Raw genomic sequence first — 25096 nt, forward strand, 5'->3', positions numbered from 1 at the left:
CGACCTGCCGCGAAGCCAACCACCGGCTTCGCGCCGCCCATAAAAAAATCCTCAGGTGCTTGCAGCACATGAGGATTGATTGGGGGGTTCTGGTAGGACGTACTGGATTCGAACCAGTGACCAACGGATTAAAAGTCCGCTGCTCTACCAACTGAGCTAACGTCCCGGAACCATTTTTCTTGCTTCTTGCCGACGTCGAATCCGGCAAAGCCTTGGATTATAGCGTGCTGTTTCTCGCAATTCCGTCGAGCACCCACCCTGCCGCACATTGACCGAAGGTGGCGGTCACGCTGACCACCGATCCGTAGCCGTGGCAGTTGAGCGAACCGTCGCCCGAATCGATCTGGCAGGACGCATCGGGCGGCGCCACGCTCTCGCGGCTGAACACGCAGGCCAGGCCGATCTTGCGGCCTTCGCGCGGCGCGCCATGCAGCTTGCGCAGCCGCTGGCGAAGCTGGGCCAGCAGCGGGTCGTGGGTGACGAGCGACAGGTCGTCGATGTCGACCTTGTGCGCCTGCCGCTTGCCGCCCGCCGCACCCACGGCGATGAACGCGGTGCTGCGCGACACCGAGCGCGCCCATGCAGCCATGGCGAGCTTGGCCTTCACCTGGTCGCAGGCGTCGATGACCGCGTGAACGGGCCCATGAGTGGCTTGCGCGGTGTCGAGCAGCGAAGCCCAGTTGTCGGGCTCGACGAACTCGTCGATGGCGAGCACCTGGCACTCGGGATTGATCTGCGCGATGCGCTCGCGCATGGCTTCGACCTTGGCCTGCCCCACCGTCGAGTCGAGCGCGTGGATCTGGCGGTTGATGTTCGACTCCGACACGTGGTCGAGGTCGATCAGCGTCAGGCGCCCCACTCCGCTGCGTGCCAGCGCCTCGACAGCCCACGAGCCCACGCCGCCGATGCCGACGACCAGCACATGGGCATGGCGGATGCGCGCGGCACCGGCCACGCCATAGAGGCGCTCGAGGCCACCGAAGCGGCGCGCAAAGTCAGGCGCCGCGGTGTCGGTGACGACATCCGCGGCGGCCATGGGGAGCGAGGAGGCTTCGGGTGAAGCGCTCAAGCGGACAGCTCCGCTGAAACGATCATTGCGTCAACGCAGGCGCGACAGGCGCTCGCGGCCGGCCTGTGCAGCTTCCGACTGCGGGTAGGCCTTGGCCAGGTCTTCCAGCGTGCGGCGTGCGGCGCGCGTGTCCTTCAGTTCGATCTGGCAATTCGCGATCGACAGCACGGCTTCGGGCGCCTTGGCATGGTCGGGTGCGAGCGAGAGCATCGAGCGGAAATTGGCAATGGCTTCGTTGTAGTTGCGCGTGGCGTACTGCGCATTGCCGAGCCAGAACAGCGCGGACGCGTTGTAGCCGCTTTGCGGATAGCGCTTCACGAACTCGGCGAAGGCGGTCTGGGCCTGCGCGAACTGGCCCGCGCGGAAGATGCCCAGGGCCGCTTCGAAATCGGCCTTTTCCTTCGGATCGGCGTTGAATTCGCGGCCGTCGATCGAGACCTTGGAGGGCTCGTTCTGCTTGAGCTTGTCGTCGATCGTGGTCTGGCGCGACTGCATTTCGCTCAGCGTGCGCGTGAGCTGTTCGTTCTGGCCGGTCATGCGTGCCAGTTCGCCGCGCATCTGCTCGATCTGACTTTGCAGGTCGAGCAGGCTGCGACGCAGCTGGCCGTTTTCGTCGGCCAGGCGCTGGTCGGTCTGCTGGCGCATGGCTTCGACGCGCTGGCGCAGGTCGAGGATGGCCTTGCGGGCCTCGTCGTCCTCGAACAGCGCAGCCTGCGAGCCGGCCGACGCGCAGAGCAAGGCGGCGGCGAGGGCCGCGCCTCGCCACAGGGCACGTGGCTGCATCACCGGGTGTAGCGGATTTCAGCGCGGCGGTTCTGCGCCCACACTTCTTCACCCGAGCCTTGGGCCGCGGGCTTTTCCTTGCCGAAGCTCACGGCTTCGATCTGGCTGTCGTTCACGCCCAGCAGCGTGAGCGCACGGCGCACGGCTTCGGAACGCTTCTGGCCGAGAGCCAGGTTGTACTCGCGGCCGCCGCGCTCGTCGGTGTGGCCTTCGATCGAGATGCGACGTTGCGTGGCGCCCTTGAGGAAGCGCGCGTGGCCGTCGATCACCGACTGGAACTCGGGCTTGACCGTGTAGCTGTCGTAGTCGAAGTACACGATGCGTGCCACGCCGACCGGACCTTGCGCCGTGTTGGCGTTGGGGTCGATGGTCACGGGCGCCACGGCGGTCGCGCCGCCTTGCTGGCCGCCAGCCGTGCCGGTGCGGTCGGAGACCGGCGTTTCGTTGAGCTTGGTGCCCGAAGAGCAACCGGCGATGAGCGCCACGATGGCGAGCGAATAGATCGTACGTTTCAACATTTGCGAACTCCTCAAGTAAATTTATCTGGTCAATGCTTATTGCTTTTGAAACGGACCCCAGTCCGGTTCGCGGATGTCTCCCGCCTGGCCCGCCAGGCGGGCCTTGATTTTTCCGTCCAGCGTGGTCGTCATGAGCGCCTCGCGACCTTGCAGGTGCGTGGCATAGACGATCAGCTTGCTGTTGGGTGCGAAGCTCGGGCTCTCGTCGGCCGTGGTGTCGGTGATCGCGGCGACATTGCCGCTGGCCAACTCCATCACGTGGAGTTTGAACGCACCGCCGACCCGCGAGATGTAGGCCAACCACCGGCCATCGCCGCTGACAGATGGAGAAATGTTGTAGGTGCCGCTGAAGGTGACCCGGGTCGGGTTGCCGCCACCGGCGCTCATCTTGTAGATCTGGGGCGCGCCGCCACGGTCGCTCACGAAGTAGATCGTGCTGCCGTCGGCCGAGTACACCGGCTCGGTGTCGATGCTCGAGCTCTGGGTCAGGCGACGCGGTTCGCCGCCGCTGGCCGGAATGGTGAACAGCTGCGAGCCGCCGTCGCGGCTGAGCGTGACGGCCAGCGAGCCGCCGTCGGGTGCCCAGGCCGGGGCGCTGTTGGAGCCCTTGAAGTTGGCGAGCAGCCGGCGCTGGCCGCTGGCCACGTTGTGCACGTAGACCACGGGCTTGCGCGACTCGAAGGACACGTACGCCAGCTGCTGGCCGTTGGACGACCAGCAGGGCGAGATGATCGGCTCAGGGCTGGCCAGCGCGGCCTGCGCGTTCTCGCCGTCGGCGTCGGCCACCCACAGCGAGTAGCGGCTGCCGCCCTTGGTGACGTAGGCGATGCGGGTCGAGAAGATGCCCTTGTCGCCGGTCAGCTTTTCATACACGTAGTCGGCGATGCGGTGGGCCGCCAGTCGCAGGTCGCCCTGCGGCACGGTGTAGCTCTGGCCGCCGAGGTCGCGGTCTTTCACGACGTCCCACAGGCGGAAACGCACGTCGTAGCGGCCATCGGCCAGCCGGCTGACGCTGCCCACCACGAGCGAATCGGCGGTGCGCTGGCGCCACAGGGCGAGGTCGGGGCGCGAGGACTCGTCGAGTGCCTGGCCTGAGGCATCGACGCCGCGGAACTGGCCGCTGCGTTCGAGGTCGGCCTGAACGATGTCGGAAATCTTCTGCGGCGAGGCGTCCTGCCCCTTGAAGGGCACGAGCGCGATCGGCAGCTGCGTCAGCCCCACGCCCGAGACCTCGACCCGGAACTGGGCCATGGCGGGAAGCATGGGAGAGGCAGCAAGGGCCGCGATGAGGCTGCGGCGCGCAATCAACGATGAAGAAGGAGTTGGGGAAAGATCTGGCAACGGCTTGTTCATGCGGTTCGGAGAGGTTTCCGGGTAAAAAGTTTCTCCCCGGCGTTTCACGGGCCACATGTTACACACTGGGTTGAACCCGCCGTCACAAAACGTTTATCCGGCGAAATGGTCCTACAGCCCCTCAAAAAGGCGGTCGGAGCAGCCCCGTAAAATCCGCCGCCATATGCAAGCATCCCCCGGCAGCGAGAGCGCCCGCCCTCCCCTCATGCGCCGGCTGGCGCGACTCATGACCTGGTTCGGCAGTTCGCGCCAATGGTGGGCCGTGGGGCTGATCGGCGCCCTGCTGGCCGCGCTCACCGAGCCGCTCATGGCCGCCCTGCTCAAGCCGCTGCTCGACCGGGGCTTCACGCGCGGCGAGATGCCGCTGTGGTTCATCCCGGCCGCCGTGCTGCTGCTGTTCGCGGTGCGCGGCATCGCCCAATTCATTTCGCAGTACGCGCTCTCGCGCATCGCCAACGAAGGCATGCAGAAGCTGCGCCGCGTGCTGTTCGAACGGCTGCTCGGCGCCGAGCTGGCGCTGTTCGCGCGGCAGTCGGCCAGCGCGCTGTCGAACACCGTGGTGTACGAGGTGCAGACCGGCGCCATGCTGCTGGTGCAGGCGCTGCTCGGGCTCTCGCGCGACGGCTTCACGCTGATCGCGCTGCTGGGTTATCTGGTCTACCTGAATTGGAAGCTCACGCTCATCGTCGCCTTCCTGGTGCCCAGCATCTCCTGGATCATGAAGGTGTTCTCCAAGCGCCTGTACAAGCTCACGCAGCAGGGCCAGCAGGCCACCGACGAGCTGGCCTACGTGGTCGAGGAAAACGTGCTGGCCCACCGCGTGGTGCGGCTGCACGGCGCGGAGCAGGCGCAGGAGCGCCGCTTCGAACAACTGAGCCAGCGCCTCAACCGCCTGGCCGTGAAGTCCACCATCGCCCAGGCCGCCACCACGCCGCTGACGCAGATGATGGCTTCGCTGGCGCTGTCGGTGGTGGTGATGATCGCGCTGTGGCAAAGCGGCAAGCAGGGCTTCACGGTGGGCGGCTTCGTCGCCTACATCACGGCCATGCTGATGCTGATCGCGCCGATCCGCCGCCTGGCCGAAGTCGCGGGGCCGATCACGCGTGGCCTGGCGGCGCTTGAGCGCGGCTTGATCCTCATCGACGAGGTGGCGCCCGAATCGCAGGGCACCTTCAGCGTCGCACACGCCCAAGGCCACATCGAACTGCGCAACGTGCAGGTCAGCTACCGCGGCGACGACGAACAGCGCGCGCTCGACGGCGTGAACCTCGTCATCGAGCCGGGCCAGGTGGTGGCCTTCGTCGGCCCCTCGGGCTCGGGCAAGACCACGCTGGTCAACCTGCTGCCGCGCTTCGTGCAACCCAGCGGCGGCCAGGTGCTGCTCGACGGCCACGACACCAGCGAGTGGCGACTCAAGAGCCTGCGCGCCCAGTTCGCCATGGTGAGCCAGGACGTGGTCATGCTCAACGACACGCTCGCCGCCAACGTGGCGCTCGGTGGCGACATCGACCTCGCCCGCGTGCAGTCTTGCCTCGAGGCGGCCAACCTGAGCGCGCACGTCGAGACGCTGCCGCAGGGCATCGAAACCGTGCTCGGCCACAACGCCACGCAACTGTCGGGCGGCCAGCGCCAGCGGCTGGCGATTGCCCGCGCGCTCTACAAGAACGCGCCCGTGCTGCTGCTCGACGAAGCCACGTCGGCGCTCGACACCGAATCGGAACGGCTGGTGCAGGACGCCCTGCAGCGCCTGATGCAAGGCCGCACCACGCTGATCGTGGCGCACCGCCTGTCGACCATCCAGCACGCCGACCGCATCATCGTGATGGAGCAAGGCCGCATCGCCGAGCAAGGCAGCCACGAGCAGCTCATGGCGCGTGACGGGCTCTATGCGCGTCTTCAGACGCTGGCGGTGCGCAGCGCGGCGCCGGGGCAGGACCCGACGCTCTGACCCTCAGCGCGCGCCGCGCGCCTTCTTCGCCGCCAGCACAGCGTTCTGCGGCGGCAGCGTGCCATCAGACACCAGCACGCCCGTCGACAGGATGAATTCCGCGGCGCTTTCGATGTCGCCCTGCAGCGCGGCCCGGGCCTTGGCGCCGTCGCGGCGCTTCAGCGCGGCCAGCAGCGCCGCATGGTGCGACATCGCCACCTTGTCCCCCACGCGGCGCGAGCCGGCCCGCAGGTCGTAGTTGAGGATGGGGCCGATGCGCAGCCACAGCGCCTCGATCATCTGCAACAACACCGGCATGTCGGCGGCGGCGTAGACCGCGAAGTGGAACTCCTTGTTGAAGGTGACGAGCTTCGAGCCGTCCGGGCTCGCCGCATTCATCTCGGCCGCGAACTCGTCGTGCCAGCGCGTGATGTCGCGCAATGCCACCGCACCCGATGCCGAGGCCGCCAGCTCCGTGGCCAGGCCTTCGAGGTTGGTGCGGATGGTGGTGATTTCCTTGAACTGCGCCGCCGTCATCCGGGGCACGCGCAAGGTGCGGCTGGGCGTGAGTTCGAGCGCCTGCTCGGCCACCAGGCGCTGCATCGCCTCGCGCACCGGCATCACGCTCACGCCCAGCGCCTCGGCCGCGCTGCGCAACGAAATCTGCTCGCCCGGCATCATCTGCCCACTCATCACGAGGTCGCGCAACAGGTCGTAGACGTTGGCACTGAGCGTCTGGCGCTTCAGGGGGGTGACGAGATCGGTGAGGCTCATGCGTCGAAGTATATGGCCGGGGTATTCCCTATGATTTATCTGTGATCACAGATATACGATCCACGTCATTCCAAAATCGACCTCAAGGATCTCTTCAGCATGTGGAACAACAACTCCCTCGCCGGCCGACGCGTGCTCGTCACCGCCGGTGCCAACGGCATCGGCCTGGACATCGTGCGCAGCTTCGCGGCGGCGGGCGCCAGGGTCTTCGTCTGCGACGTGCAGGCTGCCAGCCTCGACCAGCTGGCGCGTGAACTGCCCGAGGTGGGCCGCTGCGTCGCCGACGTGTCGAACGAGGACGACGTGGCCCGCCTCTTCGAGGCCGTCGACCGCGAACTCGGCGGCCTCGATGTGCTGGTGAACAATGCCGGCGTGGCCGGCCCCACCGGTCCGGTCGAGACCGTCTCGCTCGCCGACTGGGAACGCACGATGGCCGTCAACGTCACCGGCCAGTTCCTCTGCGTGCGGCTGGCCGTGCCGCGGCTGCGCAAGGGCCGCCTGCCAGCCATCATCAACCTGTCCTCGGCCGCCGGGCACCTGGGCATGCCGGGGCGCTCGCCCTACTCCGCCTCGAAGTGGGCCGTCATCGGCTTCACGAAAACGCTGGCGCTCGAACTTGGCGCCGACGGCATCCGCGTCAACGCGATCCTGCCGGGCGCGGTCGACGGTCCGCGCATCCGCGCGGTGATCGCCGCCAAGGCCGAGGCGCTGGGCAAGCCGCTCGACGAAGTGACGCGCGCCTACACCGCGCAGGCCGCGCTGGGCCGCATGGTCACGGCCACGGACATCGCGAACATGGTGCTGTTCGCCGCCAGCGACCTGGCCGCCAGCGTCACGGGCCAGGAGCTCGTGGTGGACGGCCACACGCAGGCACTGAGCTGATCCGCTCGCATTCCCTTTCCTTCCCTCTTCTTCTTTCCGGACACCTCATGGCCCAACGCCCCAAAGCCATCATCACCTGCGCCCCCACGGGCGCCATCCACACACCCAGCATGTCGCCGCACCTTCCCGTGACGGCCGACGAGATTGCGCAAGCGTCGATCGAAGCCGCCCGCGCCGGCGCCGCGATCCTGCACCTGCATGCGCGCGACCCGAAGGACGGCCGCCCGTCGCAGGACCCGGACCTGTTCCGCCCCTTCCTCTCGAAGATCAAGGCCGCGACCGATGCGGTGATCAACATCACCACCGGCGGCAGCCCGCACATGAGCGTCGAGGAGCGCATGCGCCCGGCCACCACCTTCAAGCCCGAGCTCGCGTCGCTCAACATGGGCTCGATGAACTTCGGCCTCTTTCCGATGCTGGAACGCTTCAAGTCCTTCGCGCATGAATGGGAGCGCGAGCACTTGGAGAACAGCCGCAACCTGATCTTCAAGAACACCTTCGCCGACATCGAGAACATCCTCAAGCTCGGCAACGCCAACGGCACGCGCTTCGAGTTCGAGTGCTACGACGTGAGCCACCTCAACAACCTGCGGCACTTCCTGGACCGCGGGCTGGTGCAGGCCCCGGTCTTCGTGCAGACGGTCTTCGGCATCCTGGGCGGCATCGGCGCCGATCCCGAAGACCTGATGCACATGCGCCGCACCGCCGCGCGGCTGTTCGGCGACCGCTTCGAATGGTCGATCCTCGGCACCGGCCGCAACCAGCTGCCGCTGGCCACCATCGGCGCGGCCATGGGCGCGCACGTGCGCGTCGGGCTCGAAGACTCGCTGTGGATCGGCCCGGGCCGGCTCGCCGCATCGAGCGCCGAACAGGTGCTGCGCATCCGCGCCGTGCTGGAGGCCCTGAACATCGACATCGCGACACCCGCCGAAGCCCGCGAGATCCTCGGGCTCAAGGGCGCGGCGAACGTCGACTTCTAGCCCCGCGCCAGAACCGCCCGGCCCATGACCGGGCCGCATCTGCACGCCCGCCGGCTCCCGCCGACGACCTTCCGCCAGAACACGACAGGACAGGAGAGAGACATCCCATGCAACACCCATCCATCCCCGCCACGCCGCCGGGCCTGCGCGCCAGCCAGGCCGTCGACGAACAGGCCTCGCTCAATGCGCTGATCTTCCGCAAGCTCATGCCGCTGCTGGTGCTGGCCTATGTGATCAGCTTCATCGACCGCACCAACATCGCGCTGGCCAAGAGCCACATGGCCGTGGACATCGGCATCTCGGCGGCCGCCTACGGGCTGGGCGCCGGGCTGTTCTTTCTGAGCTACGCGCTGCTCGAAGTGCCCAGCAATCTGGTGATGCACCGCGTGGGCGCCCGCTGGTGGATCGCCCGCATCATGATCACCTGGGGCCTGCTGTCGGCCGGCATGGCCTTCGTCACGGGCGAGACCTCGTTCTACGTGATGCGCATCCTGCTCGGCGCGGCGGAAGCCGGCCTGTTCCCGGGCGTGATGCTGTACCTGAACTACTGGTTCGGCCGCAAGGACCGCGCACGCGCCACGGGCTACTTCCTGCTCGGCGTGTGCATCGCGAACATCCTCAGCGGCCCGGTCGGCGGCGCGCTGCTGCAGATGGACGGCCTGTGGGGCTGGCACGGCTGGCAATGGATGTTCGTGCTCGAAGGCCTGCCCGCCGTGGCGCTGGCCTTCGTGGTCTGGCGCAAGCTGCCCGACGGGCCTTCGAGTGCCAGCTGGCTCACGCGCCCGCAGGCGCAGGCCATCGAACGCCAGCTCGCCGCCGAACGCGCCGAGGACGTGGCCAACGGCCAGGTCGGCGAGTCGTTCCGCGCCTGCCTGGTCGACCGGCAGATCTGGCTGGCGATCTTTGTCTACTTCTGCCACCAGATCAGCATCTACACGGTGATCTTCTTCCTGCCGAGCATCATCGGCACCTACGGCAAGCTCTCGCCGCTGGAAATCGGCGCGCTCAACTCGCTGCCCTGGGTGGTCGCCGCCGTCGGCGCCATTGCGTTGCCGCGGCTCGCGGTCACGCCGCAGCGCGGCCGGCGCCTGCTGCTGGTCGGGCTGGTCTCGATGGCGGTGGGCTTGCTGATTGCAGCCTTCGCGAGCCCGGCCGTCGCGCTGGCCGGCTTCTGCCTCACGGGCTCGATGTTCTTCGTGGTGCAGTCCGTGATCTTCCTGTTCGCGTCGTCACGGCTGGCCGGCGTGGCGCTGGCAGGCGGACTCGCGTTGGTCAACACCTGCGGCCTCGTAGGCGGCTTCATCGGCCCGTCGGTGATGGGCTGGATCGAGCAGAGCACGGGCAGCACGAAGAACGGCCTGCTGTTGATCGCCGGAATGCTGGTGGCCGCCGCGCTGGCCAGCGTCTGGATGCGGCAAGGCCAGGAATCGAAGCGCTGACCCGTCGTTGCCACGGGCCGCGCGCTCCCACCGTCAGAGCAGCACGATGTCGTACTGCCCCTGCCCGATCGCCGGCTCCGACTGCAGCGAGATCGGCTTGCCGATGAAGTCGCTCAGTCCCGCGAGGTGCTGGCTCTCCTCGTCGAGGAACAGCTCGATGACCTGCGGCGACGAGACGATGCGGAACTCGCGCGGCGTGAACTGACGCGCCTCGCGCAGGATCTCGCGCATCACGTCGTAGGCCACGCTGCGCGCGGTCTTCACGATGCCCTGCCCGCTGCAGGCCACGCAGGGCTCGCACAGCATGTGGGCCAGCGATTCGCGCGTGCGCTTGCGCGTCATCTCGACGAGGCCCAGCTGCGAGAAACCGCCGGCCGTGGTCTTCACGCGGTCGCGGGCGAGCTGCTTGCGGAACTCGGCCAGCACCTGCTCGCGGTGGTCGTCGCGCGCCATGTCGATGAAGTCGACGATGATGATCCCGCCCAGGTTGCGCAGGCGAAGCTGCCGCGCAATGGCCTGCGCGGCCTCGAGGTTGGTCTTGAAGATGGTGTCGTCGAAGTTGCGCGCACCGACGAAGCCGCCGGTGTTCACGTCGACGGTGGTCAGCGCCTCGGTCTGGTCGACCACGAGGTAGCCGCCCGACTTCAGGTCGACGCGCCGGCCCAGCGCCTTCGCGATTTCCTCGTCGACCGAATACAGGTCGAAGATCGGCCGCTCGCCCTTGTAGTGCTGCAGCTTGCCGGCCGCCTGTGGCATGAATTCGAGGCCGAACTTGAGCAGCACCTCGAACTGCTCGCGCGAGTCGATGCGGATGGTCTGCGTGTCTTCGCTCGTCATGTCGCGCAGCACGCGCTGCAGCAGGCTCAGGTCCTGGTGCAGCAGCGACATGGCGGGCATCCGGCCCGAGGCCTCGCGGATGCGGGTCCAGGTCTTGCGCAGGTAGGCGATGTCTTCGGCCAGCTCGGCGTCGGCGGCGTCTTCGCCGTTGGTGCGCAGGATGAAGCCGCCCGTGTTCACGGGCACCACGCCGCCGCTCTCGGCGGCCGCTGCTGCCTCGATGAGCGCCAGCATGCGGTTGCGCAGCGACTCGCGCTGGTCGGGCGGGATCTTCTGCGACACGCCGATGTGGTTGTCCTGCGGCAGGAACACCAGCAGCCGGCCCGCGATGCTGATCTGCGTGGACAGCCGCGCGCCCTTGGTGCCGATCGGGTCCTTGATGACCTGCACCAGCAGCGACTGGCCTTCGAACACCTGCTTCTCGATGGGCACCATCGGTCCGCCGTTGCGGTGGTCGCGCTCGGGCGGCGTGGCACTCGGGCGCGAGCCCGGCGTGAACGGCGAAACGATGTCGGCCACGTGCAGGAAGGCGGTGCGCTCCAGGCCGATGTCGATGAAGGCCGACTGCATGCCCGGCAGCACGCGCGAGACCTTGCCCAGGTAGATGTTGCCGACCAGCCCGCGCTCGAGCGTGCGCTCGACGTGCAGCTCTTGCACCGCGCCGTGCTCGACCAGCGCCACACGGGTCTCCTGCGGAGACCAGTTGATCAGGATGTCTTGCATGGATGTCTTAAGTATTGAAACCGACGCCTCGAAGCAGCTGCGCGGTCTCGAACATGGGGAGTCCCATGATGCCCGAATAGGAGCCGCTGATGTGCTCCACGAACGCAGCCGCCGCGCCCTGGATGGCGTAGGCGCCGGCCTTGCCGAGCGGCTCGCCGCTGGCGGCGTAGGCCGCGACCTGCTTCTTGGTGAGCGTGGCGAAGCGCACACGCGACACGCTGAGCGCCGCATGGCGGCGACGGCCGTTCTGCAGTGCAACTGCGGTGAGCACCCGGTGCGTGGCGCCGGACAGGTGCGCGAGCATGCGTTCGGCATCGCGTGCGTCCTCGGGCTTGCCGAGGATGGTGCGGCCGAGCGCGACGGTGGTGTCAGCGCAGAGCACGGGCGCATCGGCCAAGCCGAGGCGCTTGCGGCGCGCAACGGCGGCATCGAGCTTGAGGGCGGTGACGCGCTGCACGTAGGCGGTGGGCGACTCGTTCGGCAGCAAGGCCTCGAGCGCCTCGGCGTCTTCGTCGGGGCCGGCCAGCAGCAGTTCGTGGCGCACGCCGAGCTGGCCGAGCAATTGGGCGCGGCGCGGGCTTTGCGACGCGAGGTAGATGAAGTCAGGCAAGTTCAGGTCTCCGTGGTGGGCCCCACCGCCGGCCCCGTGGTCATTCCCGGTGGTACGGATGGCCCGCGTTGACCGACCACGCCCGATAGAGCTGTTCGACCAGCAGCACGCGCGCCATGGCATGCGGCAGGGTCAGGTCGGACAGGCGGATGCGTTCGTGCGCCGCGGCCTTGAAGGCCGGGTCGAGCCCGTCGGGGCCGCCGATGACCAGCGCGACGTCGTCGCCCTCGCCCTGCCAGGTCTGTAGCCGTGCGGCCAGCGCCTTGGTGGTGAGTGCGGTGCCGCGCTCGTCGAGCACGACGATGCGCATGCCGCGGGCGATGGCGCCCTCGATGCGCTCGCGCTCGGCGGCATACAGCGTTTCGAGGGTCTTGGAGCCGCGCGGCTCGGTCTTGACGGCACGCAGCTCGAGCTTGAGCTCGGGCGGGAATCGCTTGGCGTAGTCGTCCCAGGCAGTCTGCGCCCAGTCGGGCATGCGCTGCCCGACGGCGACCACCAGCAGCTTCATGCGCGGCGGGCTGGCGCCTTCTTGGCCGGCGCCTTCTTTGCAGCGGTCTTCTTGGCGGCCGGCTTGCCGACGACCTTCACCGGCACGCGTGCGGTGCCCGTGGCGGACTTCTTCGCAGGGGCCTTCTTGGCGGCGGTCTTGCCCGCGGTCTTCGATGCGGCCTTCTTCGCCGGGGCCTTGGCGGCCTTGGCTTCCTGCTCGGCCGCGCGGATCGCGGTCTTGGCGGCGCTCGAACGACGCAGGCTCGGCGTCTTGGCGGCGGCCGTCTTCTTCTCTTCGGCGCCCTTGACGACGGACGAGGCGGTGGCCAGCGCGGGCTTGGTGGCGCCGAGCTTGGCGCGCACCGGCTTGTCGCCCCAGATCTCTTCGAGGTGGTAGTACTGGCGAATGGCGGGCTGCATGATGTGCGCCACGGCCGCGCCGCAGTCCACGATGATCCACTCGCCGTTTTCCTCGCCCTCGGTGCGCGGCTTGGCAAAGCCGGCTTCGCGCACGGCGTCGCGCACACTCGAGGCGAGCGCCTTGGTCTGGCGGTTGGAGGTGCCCGACGCCACGATCACGCGCTCGAACAGCGGCGAGAGGTGCTCCGTGTCGAATACCTGGATGTCCTGCGCCTTGACGTCTTCGAGACCATCGATGATGGCTCGCTGGAGTTTTTGGATGTCTTTTTTGGCGGCGGCTTCAGTGGTCATCAGGCAGAGCGGTAGAGGTGGTGTTGGTCAATATAGCGTGCAACCGTGGGCGGAACCAGCGAGGAAATGTCCACACCCGACGCCACGCGCCGCCGGATATCGGTGGCGCTGGTGTCCATGGCGGCAGGCAGTTCAAGCGCCTCGAAACGCGCGCCAGCCGGGAGGCCGGGCAGCTGTTTCGGATCAAAACGAGTGACGTCACCCGTCGATAGTGCGCGATACGCTACAGAAACGATAGCAATGCCGAGTATATCCTGCCAGCCGTGCCAGGTCGGCAAGGCCGCCGCCTGGTCCGCGCCCATCACCAGCACGAGCTGTGCGCCGGGCTGTTCTTTCTGCAATTCATGCAGCGTGTCGAGCGTGTAGGTCGGGCCGTCACGCAACACCTCGCGGCTGTCGATGACGACCTTGCCTTGCAGCTCACCGAAGGCCAGTTGCGCCATCGCGAGGCGGTCTTCCTTCGGCGTGAGCGTGCGGCTCTTGTGCCAGGCCTGCCCCGTGGGAATGACGTGCAACTCCGTCAGGTCGAGCTGCGCCAAGGCAGCTTCGGCCAGGGCGATGTGGGCGTTGTGCGGCGGGTCGAAGGCCCCGCCGAAGACGCCGATGCGCAAAGCGGAACCGGTGGGGCTCACACCCAGTCCCGGCGCACGATGAAGTCGCTGTACAGCGCGGCTTCGGGGCTGCCTGCTTCGGGCTGCTGCCGGTAGGCCCAGCTCGCGAGCGGCGGCATCGACAGCAGGATCGATTCGGTGCGCCCGCCCGACTGCAGGCCGAAGTGCGTGCCGCGGTCCCACACGAGGTTGAACTCGACATAGCGCCCGCGCCGGTACAGCTGGAACTCGCGCTCGCGCTCGCCGTACGGCATGCCGCGGCGGCGTTCGACGATCGGCAGGTAGGCCTGCAGGAAGGCATCGCCGACCGAACGGATCAGCGCAAAGCCGTTCTCGATGCCGCCTTCGGCGAAGTCGTCGAAGAAGATGCCGCCGATGCCCCGCTGCTCGTTGCGGTGCTTCAAAAAGAAATACTCGTCGCACCAGGTCTTGAAGCGCGGGTACTTGTCGGCGCCGAAGGGAGCGAGCGCATCGCGGCACACGGTGTGAAAGTGCACCGCGTCCTCTTCGAAGCCGTAGCACGGCGTGAGGTCCATGCCGCCGCCGAACCAGCACACCGGATCGCCGCCGCCCGCGGGCTGCGCGGCCAGCATGCGCACGTTCATGTGGACGATCGGCACGTAGGGATTGCGCGGATGGAACACCAGCGACACACCCATGGCCTCGAACGGCGCGCCCGACAGCTCGGGGCGGTTCTGCGTGGCCGAGGGCGGCAGCTTGGCGCCGCGCACCTGCGAGAAGCCGACGCCGGCACGCTCGAACAGCGCGCCGCCTTCGAGGATGCAGGTCAGGCCGCTGCCCTGCAGCGGCTCGCCGGGCTCTTTCTGCCAGGCGTCGCGCACCGCGCTGCCGCCGTCCGCCGCCTCGACCGCCGAGATGATCGATTGCTGCAGTCCGCGCAGGTAGTCGCCGACCGCCTTCGGCTGGGTGGCTGGCATCAGGATTGGGGCGTGTTGCGCGCGCTCAGGGCGCGGTAGCCGATGTCCTTGCGGTACTGCGCACCGTCGAACTGCACGCGCGCCGCGACCTCGTAGGCGCGCTGCTGCGCCTGCTTGACGCTGTCGGCCAGCACGGTCACGCAGAGGACGCGGCCGCCGCTGGTCTTGAGCTCGCCATTCTCAAGCGTGGTGCCCGCGTGGAACACGACGGCATCGGGCGCCTCGGCCGGGATGCCGCTGATGCGGTCGCCCTTGCGCGGCGACAGCGGGTAGCCGTGCGCGGCCATCACCACGCCCAGCGCCACGCGCCGGTCCCACTGCAGCTCGACCTGGTCGAGCGTGCCGTCGGTGGCGTGCCAGAACACCTCGAACAGGTCGGACTTGAGGCGCATCATGATCGGCTGCGTCTCGGGGTCGCCCATGCGGCAGTTGAATTCGAGCGTCTTGGGCTGGCCGGCCGCGTCGATCATGAGACCGGCATAGAGGAAGCCGGTGAACGGAATGCCGTCCTTTTCCATGCCGCGGATGGTCGGCAGGATGATCTCGCGCATGGCGCGCGCATGCACCTCGGCCGTGACCACCGGTGCGGGCGAGTACGCGCCCATGCCGCCGGTGTTCGGGCCTTCGTCGCCATCGAGCAGACGCTTGTGATCCTGGCTGGTGGCCAGCGCGGCGACGTTCTTGCCGTCGCACATCACGATGAAGCTGGCTTCTTCGCCCTGCAGGAATTCTTCGATGACGACGCGTGCGCCGCCTTCGTTGTGCGACACGCCGAACTTGTTGTCGACCAGCATGAAGTCGACAGCTTCGTGGGCCTCCTGCGCGGTCATGGCAACCACCACGCCCTTGCCGGCGGCCAGGCCGTCGGCCTTGACGACGATGGGCGCGCCCTTGGCGTCGATGTACGCATGGGCCGCGGCGGCGTCGGTGAAGGCCTCGTATTCGGCCGTCGGGATCTTGTGGCGCTTCATGAAGGCCTTCGAGAAGGCCTTGGAGCTTTCGAGCTGCGCAGCCGCCTGTGTCGGGCCGAAGATGCGCAGGCCGTGCGCGCGGAACTCGTCCACCACGCCCGCCGCCAGCGGCCCCTCGGGGCCGACCACGGTCAGCGCGATTTTCTCGGCCATCGCCCACTCGCGCAGCGCGGCGGGTTCGGTGATGTCGATGCAGTCGTAGCGTTCGTCGCTCACGGTGCCGCCGTTGCCGGGCGCCACGTAGACGCGGCTGACCCGGTTGCCCTGCGCCAGCCGCCACGCCAGTGCGTGCTCGCGGCCTCCTCCTCCAATCACCAGTACCTTCATTCGCGGGCTTTCGTTTGTCGCTGTGGATCCATCATTCATTCGCTCAGTGCGGCGTTGTGATAAACGTCCTGCACGTCGTCCAGGTCCTCGAGCACGTCGAGGAGCTTCTGCATCCTGGCGGCGTCTTCGCCGGTCACGTCCACGGTGTTCTCGGCGCGCATCGTGATTTCGGCGGCATCGGGCTTCAGGCCCGCGGCTTCGAGCGCGTTTTTCACGGCCTCGAAGTCGCCGATGGCGGTGAGCACCTCGATGGCGCCGTCGTCGTCGGTGATCACGTCCTCGGCGCCGGCTTCGAGGGCCACTTCCATGACCTTGTCCTCGCTGGTGCCGGGCGCAAAGATGATCTGGCCGCAGTGCTTGAACTGGAAGGCCACCGAGCCTTCGGTGCCCATGTTGCCGCCGTGCTTGGAGAAGGCGTGGCGCACTTCGGCCACGGTGCGCACGCGGTTGTCGGTCATGGTGTCGACGATGATCGCCGCGCCGCCGATGCCGTACCCTTCGTAACGAATTTCTTCGTAATTGACGCCTTCGAGGTTGCCCGTGGCCTTGTCGATGTTGCGCTTGACGGTGTCGATGGGCAGGTTGACCGCCTTGGCCTTCTCGACCGCCAGCCGCAGCCGGGGGTTGGCGCTGAGGTCGGCGCCGCCGGCGCGTGCCGCCACCGTGATTTCACGGATGGCGCGGGTCCAGAGCTTGCCCCGTTTCTCGTCCTGGCGGCCCTTGCGGTGCTGAATATTTGCCCACTTGCTATGTCCGGCCATGGCTATCTCTCTCGCTGTCGTGTGTTTTCAAAGCAAGTGTGGAGTTTACTGTCCGGCGCACACAACGCTCCCCCGGCGCCCGGGATTTCCGCCCGGACCTTTTGGTGATAATTGTTCGATGACGCCATCGCCCATTGCCGGTACGGGAAATCCCGACGCCCTGCCGCCGCACGCCCCGCTGCCGCTGTACTACAACACCGAAGCGGAGCATCAGGCGTTCCTGCGGCGCATCTTCGACAGCACGGCCGCGGACTACGACCGCATCGAAGCCGTGCTGGCCTTCGGCACCGGCCCCGCGTACCGGCGCGACGCGCTGAAGCAAGCCGGCCTCGCGGCGGGCGCGCAGGTGCTCGACGTGGGCATCGGCACCGGGCTCGTCGCCCGCGAAGCCCTGAAGCTCATCGGATCCACCGGCAAGCTCACCGGCGTCGACCCCAGCGTGGGCATGATGGGCCAGGTCCGGCTGCCCGGCGTCGAACTGATTCAAGGCGTCGCCGAGGCCCTGCCCCGGCCCGACGCCAGCTGCGATTTCGTGAGCATGGGCTACGCCATGCGCCACATCAGCGACGTGGCCGCTGCCTTTTCCGAATTCCACCGCGTGCTGCGCCCGGGCGGGCGCGTGGTGGTGCTCGAGATCACCAAGCCCGAAGGCCGCATCGCGACCGCGCTGCTCAAGGGCTACATGCGCGCCGTGGTGCCGCTGATCGCCCGCGTGGTCGGCCGCCGCAGCGACACCTCGGAGCTGTGGCGCTATTACTGGGACACGATCGAGGCCTGCATCCCGCCCGAGCGCGTCATGCAGGCACTGGGCGCCGCCGGCTTCAGCGACGTGCGCCGGCATGCGAGCCTCGGGGTCTTCTCTGCCTACACCGGCCGCAAGCCCGAATCCACCGCCGACGAGGTTCGATGAACGTGCGCCCCCAGGACGACCGCCTTCATTTCCCCCTGCGCGTGGAGCGCCTCTCGCTGCCGGACAGCCTCGCGCTGGCCACGCACAGCCATGCGCCCTTCGCCGCGCTCGGCTACGGCACGCCGCACGGTGTCGCCTGGATGCCCACGGTCAACGCGCGCGTGCTGTCGCCGCAGGGCGCGATGGCCGATGTGTGGCACGTGGCCGACGGCGCGCAGGTCCGGTCGGGCACCACCGGCATCGCGCGCTGGCGCACCGACGGACACTGGTTGCTGGGCGCCATTGACCTCGATGAAGCCGTGGAGGGTCAGAGCCTGACCGAGCTTGCGCAGCGCGCCTACCGCGACCTGTTCCGCACACTCGACCAGGCCGACACGCCGCACCTGCAGCGCATCTGGAACTACCTGCCGCGCATCAACGCCGATGGCGGCGGGCTCGAGCGTTACCGCCAGTTCAACCTCGGCCGGCAAGAGGCTTTCTTCGAAGCCGGCCGCGCCGCCTTCGAGGGCGCGCCGGCTGCTTGCGCGCTGGGCATCCGCCAGGGCGCGCTGTCGATCCGTTTTCTCGCGGGACGCGCCGCACCGCTGCCGGTCGAGAACCCGCGGCAGGTGTCGGCCTACCGCTATCCCGAAACCTACGGCCCGCGCTCGCCGACCTTCTCGCGCGCCGCGCTGGCGGACATCGGCGACGGCCAGGTCGCGCTCTTCATCTCGGGCACGGCGAGCATCGTCGGGCACGAAACGGTGCACCACGGCGACGTGCGTGAGCAGGCCCGCGAAACGCTGCGCAATCTCGAGGCCGTGATCGCCTCTGCCCATGCGCAGACCACGGCGCGCTTCTCGCTCGACGCGCTCGACTGCGTGGTGTACGTGCGGCATCCGTCGGACACCGAGGCCGTGCGCGAGGTGATCGAAGCCGCGCTCGGCGCCCAGTCGCCGATGGCCCGCCATGCGGTGTACCTGGAAGCCGACATCTGCCGCAGCGATCTGCTGGTCGAGATCGAGGCCCACACGGTCGCCGCCGGCCGGCTGCAGGCCGCCTGAGCGGCTCGCCGTCCGCCTGCTCGACCGACACCACCCATGAACGTGCTGCGTCTTCTCACGTCGATCCCGCTCGCGCTGATGCTCTATGCGCTGCTGCTGTTCCTCGGCCTGATCTCGCTGGTCTGGAACCTGGTTGCCATGCTGCTGTACCCGGTGATGCCGGCCGCGCCGGCGCGCGCGCTGGGCCGCATGACCATCGCCTTTGCCTACCGGATGTTCTGGTGGCTTGCCTCGGTCACCGGCATGATGCGCATCGACGCCTCGTGCCTGGACCCGATGCGCAACGAGCCCGGCGTGATCTTCGTGGCCAACCACCCGACCATGCTCGACGCGCTGCTGCTGGTGGCGCGGCTGCCGCGCAGCGCCTGCATCATGAAGGCCGAGCTGATGGGCAACATCTTCCTCGGCGCCGGAGCGCGGCTGGCGCGCTACATCAGCAACAAGTCGGCCCGCACGATGGTGCGCCTGGCGGTCAACGACCTGCGCCAGGGTGGCCAGCTCGTGATCTTCCCGGAAGGCACGCGCACGGTGACGCCGCCGCTGAACCCCTTCCGCCCCGGCACCACGCTGATCGCCAAGCTGGCGCAGGCACCGATCCAGACCGTGTTCATCGACACCGACTCGCCCTACCTCGGCAAGGGCTGGCCGCTGTGGCGCGTGCCGCCGCTGCCCATCGTCTTCACGCTGCGGCTGGGCAAGCGCTTTGCGCCGACGCAGGACAGCGATGCGTTGCAGGTCGAGCTGGAACACTATTTCCGTCAACACATGGAGCAGCGCGCCACCGACGCGTCCCCCGAATGCCAGCAGACGCCTCGCGCACCCACCTTGTCCTGATCCCCAGCTACAACACGGGCGAGCGCCTGTTCTCGACGGTCGCGGCCGCGCGGGCCCAATGGAACCCGGTGTGGGTGGTGATCGACGGCAGCGACGACGGCACGGGCGAGCGGCTGCAGCAGATGGCGGCCAGCGATCCGGGGCTGCGCGTGTGGGTGCTGCCGCAGAACCAGGGCAAGGGCTCGGCGGTGCTGCACGGCTTGCGGGCCGCGAAAGAAGCGGGCTTCACGCACGCGCTCACGATGGATTCCGACGGGCAGCATCCGGCGGACCTGATCCCCTCTTTCATGAACGCCTCGCTGGCGCGGCCCGAGACAATGGTGCTGGGCCGGCCTGTGTTCGATGCCAGCGCGCCGCTTTTGCGGGTGCGCGGGCGGCGGGTGTCGAACGGCTGGACGCAGCTCGAGACGCTGTTCGCGGGTGTCGGCGATTCGCTCTACGGTTTTCGCGTGTACCCGGTGGTCGACCTGATCGCAGTGATGGCACGGCAACCGTGGATGCGACGCTTCGACTTCGATACCGAGGCGGTTGTGCGGCTGGCCTGGCGTGGGGTCAAGCCGGTGAACATCGATGCGCCTGTGAAATACCTGACGGCGGAGGAAGGCGGGGTGTCGCACTTTCGCTATGGGCGGGACAACGTGCTGCTGACTTGGATGCACACGCGGCTGATGGTCGAGTTTGTTTTGCGGCTGCCGGGGTTGCTTTTTCGCAAGCTGCGGGGGGCGCCGCCGTTTCAGGCTTAGGTCTCTTTGGAGGGGCGCCCGGCAGGCGGTACGGCGCGGTCGGCCCCACTGTGCCGGCCGCTTCGCGGCTCCCCTGCGGTGCTCGCGTTTCGCGGGGTCTCGCAGAACTCGCCTTCGGCTCAAACAGCTGCGAGCCCTGATCCGCGAAACGCTGTGCTCCTCGGCGGCACAGAGGGGCCGCCCACACCGCACCGCCTGCCAGGCACCTGCTGCGGCGTGAAAGCACCCCGTCCTCCTTCCGCTACTCGACGATCGTGCCTCCGCCCAGCGCCTTGTAGAGCGTCATCGTGGCGTTGAGCTGGTTCAGACGGTTCTGCGCCAGCGACACCTCCGCGGCGCGGCGCTTGTCCTTGGCGTCGAGCACGGGCTGCAACGCGGTGGCGCCGGCGCGGTAACGCACTTCCGACAAGGCCTCCGCGCGTTGCGCCTGTTGCAGCGCCAGGGCCAGCTTCACGCTTTCGTCCTGCAGCTGGGTTCGCGACGACAGCGTGTTTTCCACCTCGGACAGCGCGGTGTACAGCGACTGGCGGAACCCGACGACCGCTTCTTCGTATCGCGTCTGCGATACGGCGACGGTCAGCCGCGCGGTGTTCCATTGCAGGAAGGGCAACACCAACCCGGCGCCCAGCGTGGCGATCGGATTCTTCAGCACCTCGCCCAGTGCATTGCTCCCCGCGCCCAGCGAACCCGTGAGGCTCAGCACCGGATAGAAGCTGGTGCGCGTGGCATCGACGTTCGCCAGCGAGGACCGCAGGCGCTGCTCCGCGGCGCGCAGGTCGGGCCGGCGGCCCAGCAGGCTGGCGGGCAGTCCGGCATCGATCACGGGCAAGGCGGTGTCTGGCAGCTGCGAGGGCTCGTCTCTCGGGGTGTCGGGCGGCATGTCGAACAGGATGGCCAGCGCGTTGCGTGCCTCGACGCGCTGCTGCAGCAGCTGTGTGTGCGCGGCCTCCTGGCTCGCGAGATTCTGGCCGGCCTGCGCGACGTCGAGCCCGGACACGGCGCCTGCCGCGTACTTGGCGCGCACCAGCGCCTGGATGCGCCGTGCATCGGCCATGCCGGCTTCGCTCAGCGCGATGCGGTGGTTCAGGTAGCCGGTCTGCCAATACAGCCCGGCCGTGGTGCCCACCAGCGCCAACGCCGTGGCCTCGCGGTCGGACTGGGTGGCCTGCAGCTCCCAGTCGGCAACGCTGCGCTGCGCCGACAGGCGGCCCCACAGGTCGACTTCGTAGCTCAGGCTCAGCAAGGAGCTCGCGCTCGATGCGGCCACGCCGCCGCGCTTCAGGTCGAAGCTGCGTTGGGTGCCCAGTTGCCCCGTCACGCCCGGCGTGAGGTTGGTGTTCGCCAGGCCGGCCTGCAGCTGCGCCCGCTGCACGCGGATGCCGGCGGCGGCGAGGTTGTTGTTGGTGCGCAAGGCGCTGTCGATCAGGGTGTCGAGCCGCGCGTCGTGGAAGGCGGTCCACCAGCGCGCTTGCGGCACGGCCGCCGCGTTCTGCGGCAGGGGCTGTTGCTGCTGCCAGGCCTGCGGCACGCCGAGCGGTCGGTGTTCGCGCCGCTCCGGCGCGAACAGCGTGCAGCCGCCGAGCGCCAGCGCGATGGCGAGGCCCGCCAGGGTCGGTCGGGCGCTACTCACGCGCCAGTGCCTCGATGGGGTCGAGCCGCGCGGCGTTGCGTGCCGGCAGGTACCCGAACAGCACGCCGATGAGCGACGCGCACAAGAAGGCCGACACCACGGCCCCGAGCGAAAAGATCATTTGCCATTGCTTCACGAACAGCGAGAACACAAAGCTGATGCCGTACGACAGCATCACGCCGATGAAACCGCCGACCAGGCACACGAGCACGGCCTCGGTCAGGAACTGCTGCAGCACGTCGCTCTGGCGCGCGCCCACGGCCATGCGAATGCCGATCTCGCGGGTGCGCTCGGTCACCGACACCAGCATGATGTTCATCACGCCGATGCCACCCACCACGAGCGAGATCACCGCGATCAGCGACAGCAGCAGCGTGAGTGACTGGCTCGTGCGCTCGGCCGTCTTCACGATGCTGTCCATGTTGAAGGTGAAGAAGTCCTTGCCGCCGTGGCGCAGCGTGAGCAGCCGCACGATGCTCTCCTCGGCCGCCTTGGTGGGCTGGTCGTCGCGGATGCGCACGGTGATGCTGTCGAAGTGCTGCTGGCCGAAGAGGCGGCTCGCGCCGGTGCTGTAGGGCAGCCAGATGTTGAGCGACTTGTTCTCGCCGAACATGCTCTTCTTTTCCTGCGCCACGCCGATCACGGTGCATGGCAGGCTGCCCACTAGGATGATCTTGCCCACGGGGTCGGTGCCGTCGGGAAAGAGCTTGCGCCGCGTGTTCTGGTCGATCACCACCACCTGCGACTGGTGCCGCACGTCGTTGGCGTCGAAGTCCGTGCCGCTGGCCATCTGGATGTCGCGCACGCTGAAGAAGTTGTCGCTGACGCCGTTCACGTTGCCGTTGACGTCGGCGCTGCGGTAGCGCAGGCGCAGGCTGCGCATGGTGGTCGGCGTGACGCTGTGCACGTAGGGCTGCGCGGCAATCGCCTGCAGGTCGGCCGGCAGCAGCGTGCGGATGCTCGCGGCCTTGTCGTCGCCGAAGTCGTGGCCCGGGTAGATGTCGAGCGTGTTGGTGCCGATGGCCTTGATGTCGGCCAGCACGAAGCGCTTGGCGCCCTCCCCGATGGCCACAATCGACACCACCGAGGTGATGCCGATGATGATGCCCAGCATGGTCAGCGCCGTGCGCATGCGGTGCGCCATCATCGAGCGCCAGGCCATGCGGAAGGCTTCGGAGAAACGCGCCCAGCCGGTGCTGAAGCGCGCGATGCCCAGCGTGGGGCGCGTCATGGCGGGCGGTGTGGGGGTGTCGTCGCCGACCGTCTGTGCGGGCGCGGCCACGGTCGGCACGTTCGGCCGGTCGCCGACGATCACGCCGTCGGCGATCTCGATGATGCGTTCGGTGCAGCGTGCCACCTGCATGTCGTGCGTCACGATGATGATGGTGTGCCCCTGCGCATGCAGCTCGCGCAGGATGCCCATGACCTCCTGGCCGCTCTTGCTGTCGAGCGCGCCGGTGGGCTCGTCGGCCAGGATGACCTGGCCGCCGTTCATCAGTGCGCGCGCGATGCTCACGCGCTGCTGCTGGCCGCCCGAAAGCTGGCTCGGGCGGTGCTCGGTGCGGTCTTCCAGGCCCAGGCGCGCGAGCAGCTGCCGCGCCCGCGCGTCGCGCGCCGAGCCCTCCGTGCCGGCATAGACGGCGGGCACCTCGACGTTGCCGGTGGCCGTCAGGTGCTGCATGAGGTGGTAGCGCTGGAAGATGAAGCCGAAGTGCTCGCGCCGCAGCGCGGCGAGCGCGTCGCTGTCGAGCGTGCCGACGTCCTGGCCCGACACGGTGTAGGTGCCGGTGGTCGGCCGGTCGAGGCAGCCGAGGATGTTCATGAGCGTCGACTTGCCCGAGCCCGAGGCGCCGACGATGGCCAGCATTTCGCCGTGGCCGATGTCCAGGTCGACGTCCTTCAGCACCTGGACCTCCTGCTCGCCGGAGGGAAAGCTGCGGCCGATGCCGCGCAGGGTCAGCAGCGGTTGCGTCACTGGCGCGGCCTCCGGTTGCCGTTGTCGCTGGTGCTGCCGTCGGTCTTCTCCAATGCCGAGGCGTCGCCGGTGATGACGTTGTCGCCCTCCTTCAGGCCTTCGAGCACCTGCGCCTGGAAGTTGTTGCTGATGCCCACGCGCACCTGCCGCTTCTCCACGCGCTGGTCGGGCAGGAGCACGCGCACTTCGTGGCGGCCGTCCTTGTCGCGCGTGCCGAGCGCGGTGAGCGGCACGGTCAGCGCCTGCTTCGCCTCACCCAGCAGGATGGCGACCTGCGCGGTCATGTCGACGCGCAGCGTGCGCTCGGGGTTGGGCACGTCGAACAGCGCGTTGAAGAACACGGCGTTGTTGATCTTCTCGGGCGAAGGCTGCACCGCGCGCAGCGTGCCGTGGTAGCGCGTGTCGGGGTCGCCCAGGATGGTGAAGTACACCGGCTGACCGGCCTTCACGCGCACCACGTCGGCCTCGGACACCTGGGCCTTCACGGTCATGGTCGACAGGTCGGCCAGCTTCATCAGCGTGGGCACTTGGAACGAGGCCACCACGGTCTGGCCTTCGAGCGTGCTGATGGACACCACGTCGCCGTCGATGGGCGCCATGATGCGGGTGTACGACAGGTTGGTCTGCGCCGAGGCCAGGGCCAGCTTCTGCTGGCGGATCTGCGCGTCGAGCGAAACGGCGTCGGCGCGCAATGCGCGCAGCTCGGTGTCGGCGCTTTCCAGGTCCTGGCGCGCGGCGGCGTCCTGCGCCAGCATCTCGCGCTGCCGTGCCCAGGTGAGCTCGGCCTGCTTCACGCGCACTTCCTTGGCGAGCTTCTGGGCCTGCAGGTTCTCGAGCTTGGCCTGTTCCTGCGCGAAGGTGTTCTGCGAGATGACGGGATCGATCTCGGCGAGCCAGTCGCCCTTCTTCACTGTCTGGCCGAGCACCACCTTCAGCGACTTGAGCTGGCCGGACACCTGCGCGCCGACCTCGACCTGCTTGAAGGCCTGCAGCACGCCCGTGGCGAGCACCGCGTTCTCCAGGTCGCTGCGCTGCACGGTGGCGGTGAGGTAGTCGCTTTTCTTCGGCGGGCTCAGCCAGAAGAAGGCTGCGATGGCCAGCACGACGAGCAAGGCCAGGCCGACAAGGAACTTGCGCGATCGTCGCGAAGGAGTGGTGGGCATGCAGTGAAGAAGTGGGATGAATCGGGCGGCAAGGCCCGGGAAGGGATGCGATTGATCCTAGCCCCGGTTGCTGAAGGGCTGCTAAAGCATGCGTT

At 68.2% G+C, this 25096-nt stretch carries 24 protein-coding genes and 1 tRNA gene; 8 read left to right on the plus strand and 17 right to left on the minus strand.

Annotation, left to right across the window (positions count from 1 at the left end):
* Nucleotides 1-90 precede the first annotated feature (90 nt).
* The 5 genes from AC07OH_RS08045 to tolB form a co-directional block, all read right to left on the minus strand.
* A tRNA-Lys gene (locus tag AC07OH_RS08045) sits at nt 91-166 on the minus strand.
* A 51-nt stretch (nt 167-217) separates the two neighbouring features.
* On the minus strand, nt 218-1036 hold the full coding sequence (locus AC07OH_RS08050; protein ID WP_495300237.1) for a tRNA threonylcarbamoyladenosine dehydratase: 819 nt from the start codon (nt 1034-1036) through the stop codon (nt 218-220).
* Nucleotides 1037-1099: 63 nt separating this feature from the next.
* Nucleotides 1100-1852, minus strand: coding sequence for a tol-pal system protein YbgF (gene ybgF, locus AC07OH_RS08055; protein WP_489061296.1), 753 nt, complete (start codon nt 1850-1852; stop codon nt 1100-1102).
* Nucleotides 1852-2370 (minus strand): peptidoglycan-associated lipoprotein Pal, encoded by a 519-nt coding sequence (gene pal, locus AC07OH_RS08060; protein ID WP_489061297.1) that lies wholly within the window; start codon nt 2368-2370, stop codon nt 1852-1854. The genes ybgF and pal overlap by 1 nt, the downstream gene beginning before the upstream one ends.
* Before the next feature lie 36 nt (nt 2371-2406).
* Nucleotides 2407-3723, minus strand: a complete 1317-nt coding sequence (gene tolB, locus AC07OH_RS08065; protein WP_489061299.1) for a Tol-Pal system beta propeller repeat protein TolB — start codon at nt 3721-3723, stop codon at nt 2407-2409.
* A 163-nt stretch (nt 3724-3886) separates the two neighbouring features.
* Here tolB and msbA point away from each other — a divergent pair, with 163 nt between their 5' ends.
* Nucleotides 3887-5671 (plus strand): lipid A export permease/ATP-binding protein MsbA, encoded by a 1785-nt coding sequence (gene msbA, locus AC07OH_RS08070; protein WP_495300238.1) that lies wholly within the window; start codon nt 3887-3889, stop codon nt 5669-5671.
* 3 nt (nt 5672-5674) lie between these two features.
* On the opposite strand, the gene AC07OH_RS08075 is transcribed toward msbA, so the two are convergent.
* Nucleotides 5675-6424 carry a GntR family transcriptional regulator gene (locus AC07OH_RS08075; protein ID WP_495300239.1) on the minus strand — a complete coding sequence of 250 codons (750 nt, stop codon included), beginning with the start codon at nt 6422-6424 and terminating at the stop codon, nt 5675-5677.
* Between the two features lie 99 nt (nt 6425-6523).
* Between AC07OH_RS08075 and AC07OH_RS08080 the strand changes: the two genes are divergently transcribed.
* The 3 genes from AC07OH_RS08080 to AC07OH_RS08090 all read left to right on the plus strand — a co-directional run bounded on the left by AC07OH_RS08080 (nt 6524) and on the right by AC07OH_RS08090 (nt 9725).
* Entirely contained in the window at nt 6524-7306 is a 783-nt protein-coding gene (locus tag AC07OH_RS08080) for an SDR family oxidoreductase (RefSeq protein ID WP_492727003.1), read from the plus strand.
* 47 nt (nt 7307-7353) lie between these two features.
* Nucleotides 7354-8286: a 3,5-dioxohexanoate:acetyl-CoA acetone transferase gene (kce, locus tag AC07OH_RS08085; RefSeq protein ID WP_070060809.1), complete on the plus strand. Its 933-nt coding sequence runs from the start codon at nt 7354-7356 to the stop codon at nt 8284-8286.
* A 107-nt stretch (nt 8287-8393) separates the two neighbouring features.
* Nucleotides 8394-9725, plus strand: a complete 1332-nt coding sequence (locus AC07OH_RS08090; protein ID WP_495300240.1) for an MFS transporter — start codon at nt 8394-8396, stop codon at nt 9723-9725.
* Nucleotides 9726-9758: 33 nt separating this feature from the next.
* On the opposite strand, the gene rng is transcribed toward AC07OH_RS08090, so the two are convergent.
* From rng to AC07OH_RS08130, 8 genes are read right to left on the minus strand one after another with little or no spacing between them, the layout of a single operon-like run.
* On the minus strand, nt 9759-11285 hold the full coding sequence (gene rng / locus AC07OH_RS08095) for a ribonuclease G (RefSeq protein WP_153284119.1): 1527 nt from the start codon (nt 11283-11285) through the stop codon (nt 9759-9761).
* A gap of 7 nt (nt 11286-11292) precedes the next feature.
* The gene (locus AC07OH_RS08100; RefSeq protein ID WP_095745437.1) at nt 11293-11895 is read right to left on the minus strand and encodes a Maf family protein; all 603 of its coding nucleotides are present in this window, start codon (nt 11893-11895) and stop codon (nt 11293-11295) included.
* Nucleotides 11896-11935: 40 nt separating this feature from the next.
* Nucleotides 11936-12403, minus strand: a complete 468-nt coding sequence (gene rlmH / locus AC07OH_RS08105) for a 23S rRNA (pseudouridine(1915)-N(3))-methyltransferase RlmH (protein ID WP_070060813.1) — start codon at nt 12401-12403, stop codon at nt 11936-11938.
* The gene (gene rsfS, locus AC07OH_RS08110) at nt 12400-13095 is read right to left on the minus strand and encodes a ribosome silencing factor (RefSeq protein ID WP_062470113.1); all 696 of its coding nucleotides are present in this window, start codon (nt 13093-13095) and stop codon (nt 12400-12402) included. Before rsfS ends, rlmH begins: the two co-directional genes overlap by 4 nt.
* Nucleotides 13095-13727 (minus strand): nicotinate (nicotinamide) nucleotide adenylyltransferase, encoded by a 633-nt coding sequence (nadD, locus tag AC07OH_RS08115; protein ID WP_495300241.1) that lies wholly within the window; start codon nt 13725-13727, stop codon nt 13095-13097. The genes rsfS and nadD overlap by 1 nt, the downstream gene beginning before the upstream one ends.
* Nucleotides 13724-14644 (minus strand): oxygen-dependent coproporphyrinogen oxidase, encoded by a 921-nt coding sequence (hemF, locus tag AC07OH_RS08120; protein WP_139701687.1) that lies wholly within the window; start codon nt 14642-14644, stop codon nt 13724-13726. Before hemF ends, nadD begins: the two co-directional genes overlap by 4 nt.
* On the minus strand, nt 14644-15942 hold the full coding sequence (gene purD / locus AC07OH_RS08125; protein WP_095948656.1) for a phosphoribosylamine--glycine ligase: 1299 nt from the start codon (nt 15940-15942) through the stop codon (nt 14644-14646). The genes hemF and purD overlap by 1 nt, the downstream gene beginning before the upstream one ends.
* Before the next feature lie 35 nt (nt 15943-15977).
* Entirely contained in the window at nt 15978-16703 is a 726-nt protein-coding gene (locus tag AC07OH_RS08130; protein ID WP_495300242.1) for a YebC/PmpR family DNA-binding transcriptional regulator, read from the minus strand.
* 118 nt (nt 16704-16821) lie between these two features.
* Between AC07OH_RS08130 and AC07OH_RS08135 the strand changes: the two genes are divergently transcribed.
* From AC07OH_RS08135 to AC07OH_RS08150, 4 genes are read left to right on the plus strand one after another with little or no spacing between them, the layout of a single operon-like run.
* Entirely contained in the window at nt 16822-17613 is a 792-nt protein-coding gene (locus tag AC07OH_RS08135) for a class I SAM-dependent methyltransferase (protein ID WP_495300243.1), read from the plus strand.
* Nucleotides 17610-18656 (plus strand): chorismate transformation FkbO/Hyg5 family protein, encoded by a 1047-nt coding sequence (locus AC07OH_RS08140; protein WP_495300244.1) that lies wholly within the window; start codon nt 17610-17612, stop codon nt 18654-18656. The genes AC07OH_RS08135 and AC07OH_RS08140 overlap by 4 nt, the downstream gene beginning before the upstream one ends.
* Before the next feature lie 36 nt (nt 18657-18692).
* A complete protein-coding gene (locus AC07OH_RS08145) occupies nt 18693-19490 on the plus strand; it encodes a lysophospholipid acyltransferase family protein (protein WP_159271689.1) in 798 nt (265 codons plus the stop codon).
* Nucleotides 19454-20233 carry a glycosyltransferase family 2 protein gene (locus AC07OH_RS08150; RefSeq protein ID WP_489061324.1) on the plus strand — a complete coding sequence of 260 codons (780 nt, stop codon included), beginning with the start codon at nt 19454-19456 and terminating at the stop codon, nt 20231-20233. Before AC07OH_RS08145 ends, AC07OH_RS08150 begins: the two co-directional genes overlap by 37 nt.
* A 241-nt stretch (nt 20234-20474) precedes the next feature.
* Here AC07OH_RS08150 and AC07OH_RS08155 read toward each other — a convergent pair whose 3' ends face one another.
* From AC07OH_RS08155 to macA, 3 genes are read right to left on the minus strand one after another with little or no spacing between them, the layout of a single operon-like run.
* Nucleotides 20475-21863, minus strand: coding sequence for an efflux transporter outer membrane subunit (locus AC07OH_RS08155; protein WP_495300245.1), 1389 nt, complete (start codon nt 21861-21863; stop codon nt 20475-20477).
* Entirely contained in the window at nt 21856-23838 is a 1983-nt protein-coding gene (macB, locus tag AC07OH_RS08160) for a macrolide ABC transporter ATP-binding protein/permease MacB (protein WP_495300246.1), read from the minus strand. The genes AC07OH_RS08155 and macB overlap by 8 nt, the downstream gene beginning before the upstream one ends.
* Entirely contained in the window at nt 23835-25001 is a 1167-nt protein-coding gene (gene macA / locus AC07OH_RS08165) for a macrolide transporter subunit MacA (RefSeq protein WP_495300247.1), read from the minus strand. The genes macB and macA overlap by 4 nt, the downstream gene beginning before the upstream one ends.
* Nucleotides 25002-25096 lie beyond the last annotated feature (95 nt).

Source organism: Variovorax sp. GW821-FHT10C12 (genome assembly GCF_059415405.1).

What these genes read in the sequence shown, in the direction of transcription:
- AC07OH_RS08050 (WP_495300237.1), bottom strand. Translation starts at nt 1,036, where the DNA reads ATGGCCGCCGCGGATGTCGTCACCGACACCGCGGCGCCTGACTTTGCG.
- AC07OH_RS08075 (WP_495300239.1), bottom strand. Translation starts at nt 6,424, where the DNA reads ATGAGCCTCACCGATCTCGTCACCCCCCTGAAGCGCCAGACGCTCAGT.
- rsfS (WP_062470113.1), bottom strand. Translation starts at nt 13,095, where the DNA reads ATGACCACTGAAGCCGCCGCCAAAAAAGACATCCAAAAACTCCAGCGA.
- purD (WP_095948656.1), bottom strand. Translation starts at nt 15,942, where the DNA reads ATGAAGGTACTGGTGATTGGAGGAGGAGGCCGCGAGCACGCACTGGCG.
- AC07OH_RS08145 (WP_159271689.1), top strand. Translation starts at nt 18,693, where the DNA reads ATGAACGTGCTGCGTCTTCTCACGTCGATCCCGCTCGCGCTGATGCTC.
- rlmH (WP_070060813.1), bottom strand. Translation starts at nt 12,403, where the DNA reads ATGAAGCTGCTGGTGGTCGCCGTCGGGCAGCGCATGCCCGACTGGGCG.
- ybgF (WP_489061296.1), bottom strand. Translation starts at nt 1,852, where the DNA reads ATGCAGCCACGTGCCCTGTGGCGAGGCGCGGCCCTCGCCGCCGCCTTG.
- AC07OH_RS08080 (WP_492727003.1), top strand. Translation starts at nt 6,524, where the DNA reads ATGTGGAACAACAACTCCCTCGCCGGCCGACGCGTGCTCGTCACCGCC.
- hemF (WP_139701687.1), bottom strand. Translation starts at nt 14,644, where the DNA reads ATGCCAGCCACCCAGCCGAAGGCGGTCGGCGACTACCTGCGCGGACTG.
- rng (WP_153284119.1), bottom strand. Translation starts at nt 11,285, where the DNA reads ATGCAAGACATCCTGATCAACTGGTCTCCGCAGGAGACCCGTGTGGCG.
- AC07OH_RS08150 (WP_489061324.1), top strand. Translation starts at nt 19,454, where the DNA reads ATGCCAGCAGACGCCTCGCGCACCCACCTTGTCCTGATCCCCAGCTAC.
- msbA (WP_495300238.1), top strand. Translation starts at nt 3,887, where the DNA reads ATGCAAGCATCCCCCGGCAGCGAGAGCGCCCGCCCTCCCCTCATGCGC.
- pal (WP_489061297.1), bottom strand. Translation starts at nt 2,370, where the DNA reads ATGTTGAAACGTACGATCTATTCGCTCGCCATCGTGGCGCTCATCGCC.
- AC07OH_RS08135 (WP_495300243.1), top strand. Translation starts at nt 16,822, where the DNA reads ATGACGCCATCGCCCATTGCCGGTACGGGAAATCCCGACGCCCTGCCG.
- kce (WP_070060809.1), top strand. Translation starts at nt 7,354, where the DNA reads ATGGCCCAACGCCCCAAAGCCATCATCACCTGCGCCCCCACGGGCGCC.
- macA (WP_495300247.1), bottom strand. Translation starts at nt 25,001, where the DNA reads ATGCCCACCACTCCTTCGCGACGATCGCGCAAGTTCCTTGTCGGCCTG.
- tolB (WP_489061299.1), bottom strand. Translation starts at nt 3,723, where the DNA reads ATGAACAAGCCGTTGCCAGATCTTTCCCCAACTCCTTCTTCATCGTTG.
- AC07OH_RS08140 (WP_495300244.1), top strand. Translation starts at nt 17,610, where the DNA reads ATGAACGTGCGCCCCCAGGACGACCGCCTTCATTTCCCCCTGCGCGTG.
- AC07OH_RS08090 (WP_495300240.1), top strand. Translation starts at nt 8,394, where the DNA reads ATGCAACACCCATCCATCCCCGCCACGCCGCCGGGCCTGCGCGCCAGC.
- AC07OH_RS08130 (WP_495300242.1), bottom strand. Translation starts at nt 16,703, where the DNA reads ATGGCCGGACATAGCAAGTGGGCAAATATTCAGCACCGCAAGGGCCGC.